The sequence below is a fragment of the Streptomyces sp. NPDC002577 genome (assembly GCF_053594815.1).
Map to the genome: position 1 here is coordinate 64343 of NZ_JBSFWK010000012.1, position 16255 is coordinate 80597.

Genomic DNA, 16255 nt, shown 5'->3' on the forward strand with positions numbered 1-16255 from the left:
CCGCCCGCGTCCATCGGTGCGGGCGCCAGCGGGGCAGGCGAAGACGGGGGTCTCGAGGGCGTCGCCAGGCTCGGCATGGCCGGTCGGGGGACGGCATGCCTGGGCAGTCCCGGCGCCTTCGGCGGGTACACCCGTTGTGGCGTGCCGGGCTCCCCCAACACGCATGCCCACGTCGGCATGTTGGCGGCCACCACTCCTGACGCACCGCGCAGCGATGCAGATGATCTTTCCAAGGCAGACCGCGGTGAGTGGATTCTTCGACTCGATCGCCCCGATGACAGCACCGTGGTCGGCACCACCGCTTACGTATCAGATGTCCACGGGCAGGTGGCGGGGGCCCCGGAGCGTGGCGCTGGTCCGGTACGGGGGCGGGTCCTCGACCAGTCGCGGGGTGCCGAGGCGGTGGATCAGCGTGTTCAGCGCGATCTGTGCTTCCAGGCGGGCCAGCGCCGCGCCGTAGCAGATGTGGATGCCGCCGCCGAAGCCGAAGTGCTGGTTGTCCTCGCGCGTCAGGTCGAACTGCTCGGGGTCACGGAAGCGCCTGGGGTCGCGGTTGCCGGAGGCCAGCATCAGCAGCAGCCGTGCGCCCTTGGGGATGGTGGCACCCGCGATCTCCACGTCGGTGAGCGGGGTGCGCCGCGACAGCATGTGGACCGGGGGCTCGTAGCGCAGCAGTTCCTCCACCGCCTTCGGCATCAGGGCGGGTTCGCGGCGCAGGCGTTCCATCTGATCGGGATGGCGCAGCAGGGTGAGCATGCCGTTGGTGATCAGGTTGACGGTGGTCTCGTGCCCGGCGACCAGCAAAGTCGTGCCGGTGACCGCCAGCTCCTCAGGGGTGAGGCGCGCGGCTGGATCCTGCTCGTTGACGAACGCGGAGAGCATGTCGTCGGTCGGGTGGCCGCGGCGGCGCTCGGCAAGGTCGATGAGGTAACGGCCCGTCTCCGCCCGGGCCTGTTCCCCGGCCCGTTCGCGCTCGGTGCGGTCCTCTCCTGGCCGGACGTCGGCGGCCTCGATGATCGCTGAGGACCAGGTGCGGAAGGTCGGCTCGTCCTCACGCGGCACGCCCAGCAGCCGGCAGATGACCGTGACGGGGAGGGGGTAGGCGAAGTCGTCGACGATGTCGATCTGCTTGCGGTCCCCGAACGCGTCGATCAGCTCCTCGGTGATCTGCGTGATCTCCCCTCGCAGGGCGTCGACCCGACCGGGGCTGTGCGGTGGGCCGAACGGCCGCATCGCGATGCTGCGCAGCCGCTGGTGCTCGGGTTCGTCGAGCCGGATGAAGGCCGGCGGTTGTCGTTCCTCATCGGGCAGGCCGCTGAGCGGGACGGCGAGGTTGCGGATGTCGGAGCTGATGCGCGGGTCGTGCAGCAGCGAGTTGATCTCGTGGTAGGTGCTGACCACATAGCTGCCGTCCGTCTGGCGCACCACGGGACCTGCCTCGCGGAGTTCGGCGTAGAGCGGGTAAGGGTTGGGGCGGTTGGCGTAGTCGGTGATCCGTGCGAGCAGGGTGTCGGCGGTCATGCCCGGACTCCTCGTCGACTGGGAGGGAGGGTGGTGTCAGCCGGCGGGCCACACCCTGGTCAACCGGCGGTCCGGCAGGTGGCCGGTGAGGCTGACGGTGGGGCCGTGCGAGAGGACCTTCGGGTCCGGTACGTCGGAGGGGATCGGGAAGTCGGCGGCGGCCCGGCGGTCGGCTGCGCCGGGCTCGGGCGGGAACGGGGCGGCCGTCTCGATCAGGCGCTGGTAGTGCTCCAGCCACTTGGCCATGTTGATGGTGACCGCGGCCGTGATCCGGCCCCGGTAGCCGTACACCGCCACCAGGCGTTCTTCCTCGACCGAGCCCTGAGCGATGACCACCTGGTCGGAGAAGGTGGGCACGCCGACGGACTTGATGTTGAGGCCGAACTGGCTCGACCAGAAGGCCGGGACCGCCAGATGCGGGCGTCGGCGCGGCCCCGGATTGACCATGTTGTGGGCTGCCACCTCGGCCTGCTCCACCGCATTGCCCCAGTGCTCCAAGGAGAGCAGCTGATACTCGAAGAGCGGGTGCGGGAAACGGGCCACGTCGCCGGCCACGAAGACGTCGTCGGTGACGATCCCGTACATGTCGAAGGCGCGGCACCCGGCGTCGCAGGAGACCCCGCGCGGCCCCGCGGCAAGTCCGGAGTCCGCCAGCCACTCGGTGTTGCGGACCGCCCCGAGGGCGATCACGGCGACATCGGCCTCGACATGGCTGCCGTCGGACAGGTCCGCGCCGGTGAACCGGCCGTTTCCGCGCAGCGCGGTGACCGTCACCCCGGTCCGCAGGTCCACGCCGTGGGCGCGGTGCAGGCGTGCCGCGAACTTGCCGAGCGTGCCGCCGAGCGCCCCCACCAGGGGCGCGGGCCCGCGCTCTGCGACCGTCACGTCGATGCCCCGCTCTCGGCACGCGGAGGCGATCTCGGAGCCGGTGAACCCGGCGCCGATCACCAGGACCCGGCGCGGCCCGGCGTCCAAGCGTTCGGCAAGACGGCCCGCGTCCTCGATGGTGCGCAGGGTGAACACCCCGTCCAGGGCGCCCTCGTCCGGGTTCGGCCAGGGCCGGGCCCGGGTGCCGGTGGCGATCAGCAGCCGGTCGAACGGCAGGGACCCGCCGTCGGCGAGCAGTACTCGCTTCTCCATCGGGTCGAGGCCGGTGGCGCGGACCCCGAGCCGCCAGTCCGCCTCCGGGTCACGACGCATCGGCAACTCGACGGAGGTCGCCGCCGTCTTGCCGAGCAGCACCTGCTTGGACAGCGGCGGCCGGTCGTAGGGCGGATGCGGCTCGTCGCCGACCACGGTCAGCGAGCCGGTGAAGCCCTTCTCGCGGAGGGTCTCGGCAGCGCGCAGCCCGGCCAGCGATGCTCCGACGATGACGACCCGGCCGCTCCGCAGATCACTGGACAACTGTGCTCGCCTCTTCTCCCACGAGGACGGCCTGCACCGGGCAGGCAGCCGCGGCCCGCTGAACGCGTTCGAGCTGGTCCTCGGGGACCTCTGGGTTGTACAGCAGTGCCTCCTCGCCGTGCAGTTCGAACAGATCCGGAGCGAGGAACACGCACTGCGCGTACCCCTGGCAGCGGTTGAGATCCACAACAACCCGCATCCCGAACCACTCCTCGCGTCGCGCAGCCGTCCGCTGACGATTCTGTGTCCAGGCAACGGCCGGCGGCAGCACGGCTGACCCATCCGGGGGTGCACGCAGTCCGACGAAAGCCGCCGTGGAGCGGCCGCGCGCCCACCCCACCCGAGCCGGTACCGCTCTCACCTTGGCGAAGCCATCGACAGTGCCGACAGTGCGACCACCCTGCGACCACCACCCCACCAGCACCACAAAGGCCGCCTTCCCATTCCTGGGAAAGCGGCCCCTCACCTGCGGAAACTTCCGACATCTCTGTCGGGACGACAGGATTTGAACCTGCGACCCCTAATGGGGCACTACGAACCCGCTCCACCACCATCCGGGTGCCCTGTGGTGGCGGCGGTCGGAGCTGGGGAAGCCGTATGCGACCCCAGGGGCCAGACCCCTTGGTCAAGGGTCGACCCCCCGGCTCCGTCCGCCGCCACCACAGGGCGAGCAACGCATCCCAACCGCTAATCAGATCGTTGGTGTTCGTGGTCCGAGCCCCTCGCAGGAACCACCTCTCGCGGCGCCTGGAACTCTCAAGTTCCCGCCCAAGACCGAGGACCCCGCGGGCAGCTGGGGTCACGAACGACTGATCGGATGCCGGGCCATCGAGCCCTTCCATTAGGGAGACGCGTGCCCCTGCACGGCTATGACCACCAGCAACACGTAACCCAACCGAGAGGACACGCGGCAGCAGCGTGGTCTGCGCCGTGCCGAGCGGATCCGGGATGCCCCGCCCAGTCCCGCTCCGACAATGGCGATGGTCTTGTGCATGCTGCGCTCCTCTGTCGCGCCGACACGCGCCGGCGATGGTCAGTGCCGGGAGCGGACGAGATGCCCGGTCTCAGCAAGGAGACGCTCAACGATCAGAACCATCTGCATCCGCTCACGCTGCGACGCACCGCGCCCGCCAGGCTCATCCTCGACAACCGCCTCGACCGGCTCAGCAGTGCTCGGGGGTGTCGTTGGGGTGCTACCGGAAAAGGTGACACTCGCTCGCTCTGGTACATCGGGCGCAGACGCCACTGGCAACAACCCGACGCACCCACTCCCGACGACGGACCGCCGACGGGCCCACTGGATAGATCACGAAACCAGGTCCGGTCGGCCGGACCGGCGGGAAGCAGACCCGCCCGCACCGGTTTCTCGTTCCAATACACAGAGGCCCCCGCCCTCAAGTTCCAGGGGACGGAGCCTCTATTCCCACACTCATCCGTCAAGTGTGCGCGAGGTCAATGTTCCGGAGACGCAACGGTCAGAACGAGCCGAGCGCCGTCGGCGCCACCCAGCCGGATCCGCTGAGTTGTCCGCTCGCCGCGGGTCGCGAGCCATGGGTTCTCGTCAGTGCCCGGATGGAGGACGAACTCGGGGAAGTCGCTGCTGTGGAGGTGCAGACGCAGGCGGTGCCCGGTGCGCAGCCTGTATCCGGCGTGGCCGAGGCTGAGCGTCAACCGCCTCGCCGGGTTGTCGATGTGTACGCGGCCATGGGCGACGAGTTCGGCGTCACCGTCCGCGTGGACATCCAGCAGCTTCGCGAAGAGATCGGTGGAAGGTCCCGTGGTGGTGAGAGCGATGTCGAGGGAGACCGGGCCCGCCAGGTCGAGAGGTGCCGGGGTCGGTTCGGCGTCGAAGACCAGGACGTCGCCGCGCTTGGACCACTCGTGCAGGCGTGGGTTGGTCTGGAGGTAGGCGAAGGCGTTGGGTGCAGCCGAGGGCACCGGGTCTTCGGGATCGTGGGTCCAGCTCGCCGCGCTGGGACTTTCGAGCGGGGTCGGGCTGAGCAGGCCGGGGGTTTCGCCGTCCGGGGTTCCGGCGTCCGGTCCCAGGTGGAGGTTCACGGCCTGGCTGCCAGCTGGTGGCCAGTGAGCGTCAGTACAGAAGCCTTCCTCGTCGCCGTGGACGAGGTGCCAACGCACGCGCGGCAGGTCGGCCGGGCTGCCCTGGCGGCGCAGGAAGACGTCGAAGAAGTCCAGGGCCGGGTCGAGGTAGCCAGGCAGGAGGGCGCGGAACGCCTCCTGGCTGAGCGCATGATCACGCGACTCGTCGTCGTACGGGGCGCCCGAGAGGCGGTAGTTCTCGTGGTCGATGGCGTCGATCAGCAGGTACTGCTGGTTGGCCCAGTCGGGACGGCGGGCGAGTTCCTCGATATCGCGCCAGTGCCAGGGGGCACAGTTGTCGTACCAACCGACGGTGTGCAGGACCGGGACGGATCGGTGGTCGAAGGGATGACCTTCGGGCCAGCGGCGCAGCCGTACCTCCTCGGGGAAGGCGACATCGAAGGAGGGTGAGCGGCGCCCCAGGGTCCGGAAGAACTCCTCGAACGGGGCTATTAGCGGACGACGGTCGGGGTCCGGCTCCCATTCATAGGTGTCGGGGCCGACGTAGTGGGTGGCCATGTAACCCAGGTGAATGCCCATCTCGACGTCCCGCGTACCGTCGGAGTTGTCGACGACCTGGCCGAGCTCGGTGCCGGTGACGCGGGGAGCGATGGCGCGCAGCGCCCGGTGCCCGCTCGCCACGGCGGCCCACTGGGTGTAGCCGTAGTACGAGTCGCCCCACATGCCGACGATCCCATCTGACCAGGGCTGATGGGTGATCCATTCGAGAGTGTCGTAGCCGTCGTGGACCTCGTTGACGAACAGCAGCGTCTCGCCCTCGGAGCGGAACTTGCCGCGCACGTCCTGGACGGCGACGCGGTAGCCGCGCCGGGTGAGGTAGGGGGCGATGAGCGGCATCGAGGCGTACGCCCCGGACTTGTCGTACGGCAGCCGGACAAGGATGGTCGGGCCAGGCTCGTCGATCGACTCACCCTCGGGCAGGTAGACGTCGGTGGCAAGCCGGACGCCGTCCCGCATCCGGACCCTGAACGGCAGGGCGGAGGGGTCGACGGGTGCGGGCGTGACGGTCTCGAAAGGCACGTTCACGGGGCAGCCTCACATGCTGTCGTGGGGTGGAGGCGCGGGCGAGAAGCCCGACGGATTCGCACACAGTGGCACCAGTGTCTTAGTTTTTCAATACCGACAAACAAAAGCTCGACATCAGGAGCCCGATCGTCGCGGTGTGCGATGCTTCAGCCCATCTGATGCTCGGATCGCAGGGGAGGCACATCAGCCATGGGGCGCCCGAGTCTGGCCGCCGAGCGGCGACAGCAGGTTCTGGAGGCGGCGAGCCGGTGCCTGGCCAGGAACGGGCTGGCCGGTGCCACGCTGGAGAAGATCGCCGAGGAGTCCGGGCTGAGCCGCAGCCACGTCCGGCACTACGTCGGCAACCGGGAGGACCTGCTGCTCGCCCTCGTGGAATGGGTGCAGGAGCGCGACGACCGGGCCTTCGCCGTCGCCGTGGAGCAGGCGCCACCCGAACAGCGCCTCGGGGTCGCGATGGACCACCTCTTCGGCCCCTGGTTCCTGAGCGTGGGTGACGAGACAGCTGTCATCCTGGAGCTCATCAGGGCAGGTCAGAGCGACGAGAAGCTGCGTGAGGCCATCATGTCCGGGTACCGGCTGATGCTCGGCGCGATCGATTCGGGACTGGCCGCCGAGTTCCCGGACAGTGCACCGGCCGTGCGGCGCGGCACCGCGTACGGCCTGCTGTGTCTCGCACTGGGCAATGCCGTGATCTCCGACCTCGACCGTCCACTGGGATCGGGCGGGCTGATCCGGGTCGCGGGCGAGGCCCTGGTGGCGCAACTGGGCGCGGTCACGGCAGCACGGGCCTGACGCCTCCCCTCGGGGGTGGGGAAACCTCGTCGTTACTTTGTCTTCGTTGACAAGGTATTCGGTCCCTGTCACTGTCGGGGAACCGCGACGAGCGGGACGGGCACTCTTGCCGCCGCCTCGGCCTCGCGCCGCACCCCACCCTTGCCTGGGAGGCTTACGTGTCCCCGAAGCACCGCGCATCCCGCTTGCCGCTCCTGGCAGCCGTCCCCCTTCTGGGGCTCACGGCGTGTACCGGCGGCCAGTCGGCCGCTTCCGGCGGGAGCGCCTCGTCCGGTTCCACGCCCACCGTGGAGGTGACCACGCCCGCGGCCAAGGGCGACATCAGCACCCTCCGCTGGGACCTGCCCTCCGGCGAGCCCGCCAGCCTGGACTATGCGCACGCCGGCGACTACAGCTCGAACGTCATGGTCGCCAACCTCTGCGACACCCTGGTCCGCATGAAGGCCGACCTCTCCTACGCGCCGGGCCTTGCGGCCTCCTGGACCAACCCGAACCCCACCACCCTGGTCTACAAGATCCGCAAGGGCGTGAAGTTCTGGGACGGCTCGCCACTCACCGCCACCGACGTGGCGTACAGCCTGAACCGCAACCTCGACGACAAAGTCGCCTCCAACAACTTTCCCAACTTCGTCGACGTCACCTCCATCAAGGCCACCGGCCCGCTCGAGGTGACGGTGAAGTTCAAGCAGCCGGACGAGTTGTTCAACAAGGAGATGGCGGCCACCTCCGGGGTCATCGCCAAGGCCGACTTCATCAAGAAGATGGGCAGCTCGTACGGCAAGGGCGCGAACGGCGTCATGTGCACCGGCCCGTTCAGACTCGCCGACTGGAAGGCCAACACCAGCATCCGCCTCGTCCGCAACGACGCCTACTGGGACAAGGCCTTCCGCGCCCGCGCCGCCACGGTCGACGTCTCCTTCATCTCCGACACCACCAACCTGACCCTGGGCCTCAAGTCCGGCCAGCTCGACGGCGCCTTCGGCGTCCCCGCCGCCGCGCTCCCTGCCCTGGCGAACACGACGAACGGCGCCATCCACCAGGGCTCCGGACTCAGCTCGTACCAGCTGGCACCCAACGGCACACCCGCGGGCAAGGACGAGCACATCCGCCTGGCCCTCCTCAAGGTCATCGACCGCAAGGCCCTCGCCACCGCCATCTTCCACAACAGCGCCACCCCGCTCTACACGTTCATCCCGCCCTCGGGATGGGACGCCGAGGCGAAACAGGCCTTCCAGAGCGCCTACGACGAGCTCGACAAGCCCGGTTCCGGCGGTGACCCGGCCGCGGCGAAGAAGGAGCTCGCGCAGAGCCCGCTCAAGGACAGCACGGTCACTATCGGTGTCCAGGCCGGCGATGCCACGGAGGTCACCACCGTCACTCTGATCCAGGAGCAGGCCCGCAGGATCGGATTCAAGGTGCAGATCAAGCAGATGCAGCCGCTCCAGTTCAACACCGCCTTCTACGACCCCAAGGCACGGGCCGGCATCGACTTCCTGCTCACCAAGGGCTTCCTCAGCGTCGCCGACCCACTGGACTACCTCGCCCTCGGCCCGGTGCCGGACGGCCAGTTCAACTGGATCGGCTGGAGCGACGCCAAGACCGCCGCCCTCATCGCCAAGGCCCGGCAGACCACGGACGCCAGTAAGCGTGCCGACTACATCGTCCAGGCGCAGGCCCGGTACGAGGCCGTCGCCTGGTCCGTCCCGCTGCTGAGCATCAACGAGGTCACCTACCTCAACAAGCGCGTCACCGGTGCCCCGCTCACCACCGCCGCGATCTTCCAGCCCTCGCTCGCCGTCATCGGCTCGGCCAAGTAAGGGGCGTCCACCATGCGCGCCGCACTCCGCACCGTCACAGGCGCTCTGCTGACCCTGCTCGCCTCCAGCCTGGTCATCTTCCTCGCGCTGGCGGCCTCGCCAGGCGACGCGGCCTCCCGGCTGGCCGGCTCCAAGGCCACCGCGGCGCAGATCGCGGTCATCCGCCACGCCAATGGCCTCGACCAGCCCCTGCCGCTGCGCTACCTGCACTGGCTGGAGGGCTGTCTGCACGGCGACTTCGGGACCTCGCTCCAGTACCAGCAGAGCGTCTCCTCTCTCCTCGCACCCCGCGTCGGCCAGACCTTGGCGTTGGTCGGATTGACCGCGCTGCTCATCCTGGTCGGCGGGCTGGGCGCCGGATTCGTGGGAGCGGTAAGCCGGCCCGGCTCCGCCGTCCTGACCGTCCTGTCCGGGATCGGAGTCGCCGTGCCCTCCTTCGTGGCCGCGACCTTGCTCATCCAGGTCTTCGCGCTCTGGCTGGGCTGGTTGCCCGCGATCTCCACCGGGGTCGGCGGACTGCGCGGGCTGATCCTTCCTGCCCTCGCGCTGGCCCTGTCGTGGGCGGCCTATCTGGCCCAGGTCGTGCGCGCGTCCCTGCGGGAACAGCTGGGCCAGGAGCACGTGGCCATCGCCCGCTCGCGGGGCCTGAGCCCGGCCGGAGTCTTCCGCCGGCACGTACTGCGCAACGCGGCACCGGAGATCACCACCGTGTCCGGGCTCGCGGTCGCCGGACTCATCGCGGGCACGGTCGTGGTGGAGCAGGCCTTCGGCATCGGCGGCATCGGCTCGTTCCTCGTCCAGTCCGTCGCCAGCAAGGACAGCAACATCGTCTTGGCGATCAGCCTGCTGATGGTGGCCGCCTTCATCCTCACCACCACCGCCACCGACGTCCTGCACCGCGCGCTCGATCCCCGCATCCGCGCCGCGGCCAAGTCCCGCGAAAGGCAGGCCCGATGACGGCGACCGCTCTCACCCTCCCTGCGGAGAAGCCCGGCTGGAGAAGCCGCGTCGACATCGTCTCGGCCGCGCTCGGTGCCGTCATGGTCCTTCTGGCCCTCGCCGCCGTTCTCGCCCCGCTGATCGCCCCGTACGATCCGGCGGCGACCGACATCCTGGCCGCCAACTCCGCTCCCTCCCCGGCTCATTGGCTGGGGGCCGACGATCTCGGCCGTGACGTCCTGTCCCGGCTGCTGTACGGCGCCCGACTCAGCCTGCTCGGTCCCACGCTGATCATCGCTGCGGCCACCGTTCTGGGCACCGCCCTCGGCATCGCCTCCGCCTGGCTGGGCGGCTGGTTCGACGCGGTGACCAGCCGGATTCTCGACTTCTTCTTCGCCTTCCCCGGCCTGCTGCTGTCCGTCCTGGCGGTCGCCATGATCGGCACCGGATTCCTCGCCCCGGTCACCGCGCTCGCTATCGCGTACACGCCGTACATCGCGCGCGTCACCCGCATCATCGCCGTCCGCGAACGCAACCTCGCCTACGTCGAGGCGCTGCGCAGCCACGGCCTCGGCGGCTGGGCCATCTGCCTGCGCCACTTGGCCCCGGCCGTGTGGCCGGTGATCCGTGCCCAGTCCGCGATCGCCTTCGGCTCGGCGCTGGTGGACCTGGCGGCGGTCTCCTACCTGGGGCTCGGAGTCCAACCACCCTCCGCGGAATGGGGGTTGATGGTTGCCCAGGGGCAGTCGGCGCTGCTGGGCGGTGCACCTTGGCAGTCGCTCTCCGCGGGAGTGCTGATCATCTTCGTCGTCCTCGCGGTCACCACCATCGGCGAACGGACGGGCAACACGGACACGGCAGGAGCACGGGCATGAACGCGCCTACGGAAGAGCAGCCGCTGCTCGACATCACCGGCCTCCGCGTCGACCTGAGGGACGGACGGACCGTGCTGCACGACGTCTCGTACGCCGTCCGGCCCGGTGACTCGCTGGGCCTGGTCGGCGAGTCCGGGTCGGGCAAGTCCATGAGCCTCAAGGCCGTGCTGCGCCTGCTGCCCGCCGGGGCCCGCACAGCAGGAGGCATCACCTTCGACGGACACTCCGTGACCGCCATGAACCCGTCCGAGCTGCGCGCTTTCCGGGCCGGCCAGGTGGCGATGATCCCGCAGGATCCGCGCACCGCCGCCAACCCCGTACGCACGATCGGCGACTTCCTGACCGAAGTCCTGGTCCGCGCGCGTGGCGTTGCACGCAGGCAGGCCGCCGAGCAGGCGGTACGGCAACTCACCGAGGTCGGCATCGCCGACGGGGAGCAGCGGCTGCGCCAGCACCCTCACCAGTTGTCGGGCGGCCTGCTCCAGCGCGTGATGATCGCCGCGGCCCTGGCCGCCGAACCCCGGCTCCTGCTCGCCGACGAGCCGACCACCGCGCTCGATGTGACCACCCAGCAAGAGGTCATGGCCATTCTCGACGAGCAACGCCGCCGCTATCACCTAGCCATGATCCTGGTCACCCACGACCTCGACCTGGCCGCGGCCGTCACCGACCGCATCGCCGTGATGTACGCCGGCACGATCGTCGAACTCGCGCCATCCGAAGGTCTGCACCGCACCGCCCAACACCCTTACACGGCGGGCTTGTTGCGCTCCCGTCCGGCTGTCGGCACCCGGGCTCGCCCGGTCAGCCTTCCCGGCCGGCCTCTGTCGGCGTTCGAGGCCGGGCCGGGATGCGTCTTCGCCGATCGCTGCGCCTTCGCCGAGGAGCGCTGTCGTTCGGTCCGGCCGCGACTCGAACCGCACGGCACCCACCTGGTCGCCTGCCACCGCGTGGCCGAACTCGCTGCCGCCGGAAGCCTCCTGGAGACGACACCATGACCACGCCCGTTCTGGAAGCCACCGGGCTGCGCAAGGAATTCGCCGGCGGCAGGGTCGCCGTCGACGACGTGTCCCTGACCCTCCCGCCCGGCGGATCAATGGGCGTCGTCGGCGAATCCGGCTCCGGCAAGACCACCGTCGCCCGGATGCTCGTAGGCCTGGAGACCCCGACGGCGGGCACAGTCAGCATCGACGGCGAATCACTGACCACGGGCGGGGCCACCCGCCACGGCCGCACCAAGCGGCTGCGGCGCGCCCGCCGGATCCAGCTCGTCTTCCAGGACCCGTACGCCTCTCTCGATCCCCGCCAGACCATTGGCGCCGGCATCGATGAGCTCCTGCGCCTGCACGAACCCGACCGTGACCGGCGCCGTGACCGTGCCGCCGAGCTCCTCGACCAAGTCGGCCTGGACGCTCGGATGGCGCGCTCGACACCGAGCGCCCTCTCGGGCGGGCAGCGCCAGCGGGTGGCCATCGCCCGTGCTCTCGTGTCCCGCCCGAAGGTCCTCGTACTCGACGAGGCCGTCTCCGCGCTCGACGTGTCTATCCAGGCGCAGGTACTCAATCTGCTCGCCGACCTGCGCGACGAACTCGGCATCGGCTACCTCTTCGTCACCCACGACCTCGCCGTCGTACAGCAGGTCACCGACGAGCTGATCGTGATGCACCAGGGCCAAGTCGTCGAGCACGGCACCACCGACCAGGTACTCACCGCACCCGAACACGCCTACACCCGTGACCTGTTGGCGGCCGTCCCCCGCGAGGGCTGGCACCCAGTCCGCCACCTGTGACGCCCGTGCGCATCCTGCATCGGGACAGGCGTCCGGCGTCGGTCCCCGCGAGGGTTGCCGGCCGGGGTCACCAACCGGAGTGCGTACCCAGATCGCCGGTTACAGGCTCGCAGGCGCACGGCGACTCGGCAGCCCGGCACTCCGACGGTCTCGACCTGCCGTCGGCGCCCGGGTCGGCGCGCGCGCAGACCACACACCCGGGGCAGATTCCGCGTCGCGGTGGTCCTCCGCGTTCCGGGACGGTCCATGGGTAGCCGTGACGAAGCGGTCCTGCCTGGCCTGCCGCTCGCCGGGCGTCGCGTGGTGGTGACCGGGGCGGCCGGCGGAATCGGCGCGGCGGCCGCGTCCGTGTTCCTCGCGGCCGGGGCGCGCGTCGTCGGCCTGTTCCACTCGACGCCGCCACCGGACGAACTCAGACGCCGTTGTTGTACCGATCACCGTGAGCATTGGTTCGAGGGGGCAGCTCTTTCGCGAAAACACGCCGATCAAGTTCGGTACGCCAACGACGGCTCAGTCGCGCGGGACGACGAGAGGCAGGACGATGGTGTCCAGGATCTCCTCGATCACGCTGAGGGGCACCGCCTCATGGGTCTGCGTGAGTTCGAGGCTGACGAGATCGAGCGGCAGGTCCCGGATGCGCGGTGTGAGGGCGGCCGGGTCGACTTCTCCCCGCGCGGCAGCGCGGTCCCAGATGTCCTGGGTGCCCAGGGCCTGGTAGATCCGCTGTCGCAGCTGCTGCGCGAGGTCCTGGTTCTCCTCGGCCGGCCCGCCGAATCGCGACCCGAAGACGGCCCTGATCTCCGCTTGCTTGTCGGACTTGCTTACCAGGTAGGCCAGGAGGTCTCCCCGCAGCGTGCCGGTGTCAGGGACGGGCGGCCTGTTGTGGTCGATCCAGTGCAGGACGGCCGCAGTGAACAGCTCCTGCCGGCTTCCCCAGCGCCGGGCGATCACGGGGCGGCTGGTCTGGGCGCGTTCGGCCACCGCTTCCATGGTCAGCCTTTCGTAGCCGTTGTCCATCAACTCGTCCCACGCGGCCGTGAGTAGCGCACTTTCGAGTGCTGCTCCGCGGCGACGGGTCTGCCGGTTGGTCACGACCCCTCCATACGATCCACTGATGCATCTAATTGACCGGTGCTCCCTCTCCGCATAGAGTGCACATGTGCATCTTATACGGATGGACGGGCGACCGTAGCCGTCGTGGCGGCGGACCGTTGCAAGGCTCCCACCGCGAACGTGCGGATCATCTGATGCGCGGGCTCGGCCGTCCGAAACCATCCCCCTGTATCGAACCGAAGGGGCTACATGAGCAGCGAATTCCGCCTCGGCGGCGACCTCCCCATCAACCGTCTGGGGTTCGGTGCGATGCGCCTGCCGTCCCGGAGCGGCATGGGCGGCGAGCCCCGCGACCTCGAAACCGGCCGTGCGGTGCTCCGCCGTGCCATTGAGCTCGGCGTCAACCACATCGACACCGCCGACTTCTACCGCAGCGGCGACAATACGGCTCAAGCCAACACGCTCATCCGCGAGGCCCTTCACCCCTACCCGGACGGCCTGGTCATCGCGACCAAGGTCGGCCCGCTCATCAGGCCCGACGGCTATTCCGCCGGCGCGCCCAGCGACATGCGTGCCCTGGTGGAAGAGAACCTCACCGGTCTCGGCATCGACCGTCTCGACCTGGTCTACCTGCGTGTGGGACACATGCAGCCCCCGCACGGCGAGTCCATCGCCGCCCGTTTCGAGGCGCTCGCCGAACTGCGCGAGGAGGGCCTCATCCGTCACCTCGGGCTGAGCAACGTCGACACCCGACACCTCACCGAGGCCCGCGCCATCGCCCCGGTCACGGCAGTCCAGAACGAGTACCACGCCGCACACCGCGCCGACGTGGAGATGCTGGCCGCCTGCGAGGAGGCGGGCATCGCCTTCGCGCCCTTCTTCCCTCTCGGCGGCGGACGCGAGCTCGACGACGACCGCCTGGCCAAGGTCGCCGCCCGGCACAGGGCCTCCGTCGCCCAGATTGGACTGGCCTGGCTGCTGGCCTCCTCGCCGGTCACTCTCGCCATCCCCGGCACCGGCTCGGTCCGTCATCTGGAGGAGAACATGGCCACCGGATCGGTCGCGCTCTCGGACGAGGACCTCGCCGACCTTGCCTGACCAACACGACGCCCAGCCTGCCGATCACGCAGCACGAAAGGTCCCTCTGCTATGAAGCTGCTCGTCCTTGGAGCGACCGGACTCACCGGTCGCCATGTCGTCGACGCGGCCCTACGGTCCGGCGACTCGGTCACGGCGTTCGTCCGCAACCCGGCGGCACTGGCCGATCTGGCCGATCGGGTCACGCTCGCCACCGGAGACGCCACATCACTCCAGGATCTCTCCGCCACCCTGCCTGGTCATGACGCAGTCATCTCCGCCCTCGGCGCAGGCAACTCCTTGACTTCGGTACGCGCTGACGACCTCTTCACCCGCTCCTCCACGGCCCTTGTCGCCGCGGCCAAGGAAACGGATGTCTCCCGCCTGGTCTGGATGTCATCGTTCGGCGTGGGCCACACCCTCGCCTGGTCGAGCATCCCGCAGAAGATGATCTACCGCACGCTCCTGCGAAACATCTATGCGAACAAGGCAATAGCCGACGAGAGTATCCGCTCCAGCGGGCTGGACTGGACCATCGTCCTCCCGACCCGGCTGACCAATGACCCCGCCAAGGGCACATACAGCGTGGGCGACAGACTGCCGATGAAGGGCAACCCGACGATCGGTCGGGCCGACGTGGCGGCATTCATACACAAGGCGGTCCATGGCAGCGAGTGGACCCACCGCAGCCCCGTGATCAGCGACTGACACCCTCCATCCCGTTCCCGGCCGACCTTTTAGACGCCGTTGTCGTGCGGATCACGGTGAGCATCGGTTCCACGAGCACAGCTCGTTCGGGTGGTCTGCGGCTGGGATGCGCATGAAGGCGGGGCTTTCGGCTCAGTTCGGGATTGCTGAAGTCCCAACGAGCTGAACCAGGAGGCGCCTGTGCCGCAGTCCTGCGTCCTCACGCCGGTGGAGTCCGACTCGCCTGCCCGGTCGTGTAAATCGGTTCGGGAATGCGGGCGATCGTCCGGACCGGGTGCGCCGCTATCCCTCCGACATGACGGACGTGGAGTGGTCAGTCGTGCGCGACGCGATGCCGGTCCTGCCCTGGTTGGAGGGCCGCGGCTGGCAACCCGAGGGCTACTGCCACCGACAGATGCTCGACCAATGCCACGAAGTTGAGAGCCCAGCGGCGGTGTCAAGGCATCAGGGAGAGTGATGTTGTAGGTGCTCCGCAGGCGCGCCGGGCCCCCGGGGCACTACACGGCTGCGTCCCTCTCCGGGACTACGGGTACAGCTTTTCGCCCTTGGCCAGCATCGCTACGTACTTCTCTATCCGGCGCGCCCGGGTCTCGGGCTTCTTGGCGTCTTGGACCCGGTACAGGATCGCGTAGCGGTTCTGCCGGTCCAGTGTCTCGAAGAACTCCGCCGCGTCCGGGTCGGCGGTCAGGGCCGCCGCGAGGTCGTCCGGCACCGTGGCGGTCTTCGCGCCGTCGTAGGCCGCCTCCCAGCGGCCGTCCGCCTTGGCGCGGTCGACCTCGGCCTGCCCCGGGGGCTGCATCCGGCCCTGCTCGATCAGGGCGGCCACCTTGTCCCGGTTGACCTTGGACCACTTGCTGCGCGGCTTGCGCGGGGTGAACCGCTGGAGCCACCACTGGTCGTCGAACTTGGCCTTCTGGCCGTCGATCCAGCCGTAGCAGAGTGCCACGTCGAGCGCCTGGGCGTAGTCCAGCGCGACGATTCCGGGGCCCTTCTTGCGAAGCTTGAGCCAGATGCCGGACGAGACGGCGTGGTTCTCGCCGAGCCATGCCTGGAATGCCTCGGCGGATTCGAATGCGCCGATCTCCAAGTCCTGAGTCACCCCAGCAGCGAACCACACCCGGCCGATTGTCGTGACG

14 protein-coding genes are annotated in these 16255 nt (G+C 69.3%); 8 read left to right on the top strand and 6 right to left on the bottom strand.

What is annotated here, in order from left to right:
• Window positions 1-309: 309 nt before the first annotated feature.
• The 4 genes from ACWD4J_RS18455 to ACWD4J_RS18470 form a co-directional block, all read right to left on the bottom strand.
• Complete coding sequence (locus ACWD4J_RS18455; RefSeq protein WP_451396429.1) at window positions 310-1521, bottom strand: cytochrome P450; 1212 nt, start codon at window positions 1519-1521, stop codon at window positions 310-312.
• A 36-nt stretch (window positions 1522-1557) separates the two neighbouring features.
• Window positions 1558-2925 carry an NAD(P)/FAD-dependent oxidoreductase gene (locus tag ACWD4J_RS18460; RefSeq protein ID WP_451396430.1) on the bottom strand — a complete coding sequence of 456 codons (1368 nt, stop codon included), beginning with the start codon at window positions 2923-2925 and terminating at the stop codon, window positions 1558-1560.
• Window positions 2915-3124 carry a ferredoxin gene (locus ACWD4J_RS18465; RefSeq protein ID WP_351145731.1) on the bottom strand — a complete coding sequence of 70 codons (210 nt, stop codon included), beginning with the start codon at window positions 3122-3124 and terminating at the stop codon, window positions 2915-2917. Before ACWD4J_RS18465 ends, ACWD4J_RS18460 begins: the two co-directional genes overlap by 11 nt.
• 1253 nt (window positions 3125-4377) lie before the next feature.
• Entirely contained in the window at window positions 4378-6069 is a 1692-nt protein-coding gene (locus ACWD4J_RS18470; RefSeq protein ID WP_451396431.1) for a CocE/NonD family hydrolase, read from the bottom strand.
• Window positions 6070-6258: 189 nt separating this feature from the next.
• On the opposite strand from ACWD4J_RS18470, the gene ACWD4J_RS18475 reads away from it, so the two are divergent.
• From ACWD4J_RS18475 to ACWD4J_RS18500, 6 genes are all read left to right on the top strand, one after another.
• A complete protein-coding gene (locus ACWD4J_RS18475) occupies window positions 6259-6861 on the top strand; it encodes a TetR/AcrR family transcriptional regulator (RefSeq protein WP_451396432.1) in 603 nt (200 codons plus the stop codon).
• A 158-nt stretch (window positions 6862-7019) separates the two neighbouring features.
• Complete coding sequence (locus ACWD4J_RS18480) at window positions 7020-8678, top strand: ABC transporter substrate-binding protein (protein WP_451396433.1); 1659 nt, start codon at window positions 7020-7022, stop codon at window positions 8676-8678.
• A 12-nt stretch (window positions 8679-8690) separates the two neighbouring features.
• A complete protein-coding gene (locus tag ACWD4J_RS18485) occupies window positions 8691-9635 on the top strand; it encodes an ABC transporter permease (RefSeq protein ID WP_451396434.1) in 945 nt (314 codons plus the stop codon).
• Window positions 9632-10492 carry an ABC transporter permease gene (locus ACWD4J_RS18490; protein ID WP_451396435.1) on the top strand — a complete coding sequence of 287 codons (861 nt, stop codon included), beginning with the start codon at window positions 9632-9634 and terminating at the stop codon, window positions 10490-10492. The genes ACWD4J_RS18485 and ACWD4J_RS18490 overlap by 4 nt, the downstream gene beginning before the upstream one ends.
• Complete coding sequence (locus ACWD4J_RS18495) at window positions 10489-11490, top strand: ABC transporter ATP-binding protein (RefSeq protein WP_451396436.1); 1002 nt, start codon at window positions 10489-10491, stop codon at window positions 11488-11490. The genes ACWD4J_RS18490 and ACWD4J_RS18495 overlap by 4 nt, the downstream gene beginning before the upstream one ends.
• Window positions 11487-12281 carry an ATP-binding cassette domain-containing protein gene (locus ACWD4J_RS18500; protein WP_451396437.1) on the top strand — a complete coding sequence of 265 codons (795 nt, stop codon included), beginning with the start codon at window positions 11487-11489 and terminating at the stop codon, window positions 12279-12281. The genes ACWD4J_RS18495 and ACWD4J_RS18500 overlap by 4 nt, the downstream gene beginning before the upstream one ends.
• 510 nt (window positions 12282-12791) lie before the next feature.
• Here the strand turns inward: ACWD4J_RS18500 and ACWD4J_RS18505 are convergent.
• Window positions 12792-13373, bottom strand: a complete 582-nt coding sequence (locus ACWD4J_RS18505; protein WP_451396438.1) for a TetR/AcrR family transcriptional regulator — start codon at window positions 13371-13373, stop codon at window positions 12792-12794.
• Between the two features lie 210 nt (window positions 13374-13583).
• Here ACWD4J_RS18505 and ACWD4J_RS18510 point away from each other — a divergent pair, with 210 nt between their 5' ends.
• Window positions 13584-14432: an aldo/keto reductase gene (locus ACWD4J_RS18510; RefSeq protein WP_451396439.1), complete on the top strand. Its 849-nt coding sequence runs from the start codon at window positions 13584-13586 to the stop codon at window positions 14430-14432.
• Between the two features lie 51 nt (window positions 14433-14483).
• Entirely contained in the window at window positions 14484-15119 is a 636-nt protein-coding gene (locus ACWD4J_RS18515) for an NAD(P)-dependent oxidoreductase (RefSeq protein ID WP_451396440.1), read from the top strand.
• 523 nt (window positions 15120-15642) lie between these two features.
• On the opposite strand, the gene ACWD4J_RS18520 is transcribed toward ACWD4J_RS18515, so the two are convergent.
• Window positions 15643-16236 carry a YdeI/OmpD-associated family protein gene (locus tag ACWD4J_RS18520; protein ID WP_451396441.1) on the bottom strand — a complete coding sequence of 198 codons (594 nt, stop codon included), beginning with the start codon at window positions 16234-16236 and terminating at the stop codon, window positions 15643-15645.
• Window positions 16237-16255 lie beyond the last annotated feature (19 nt).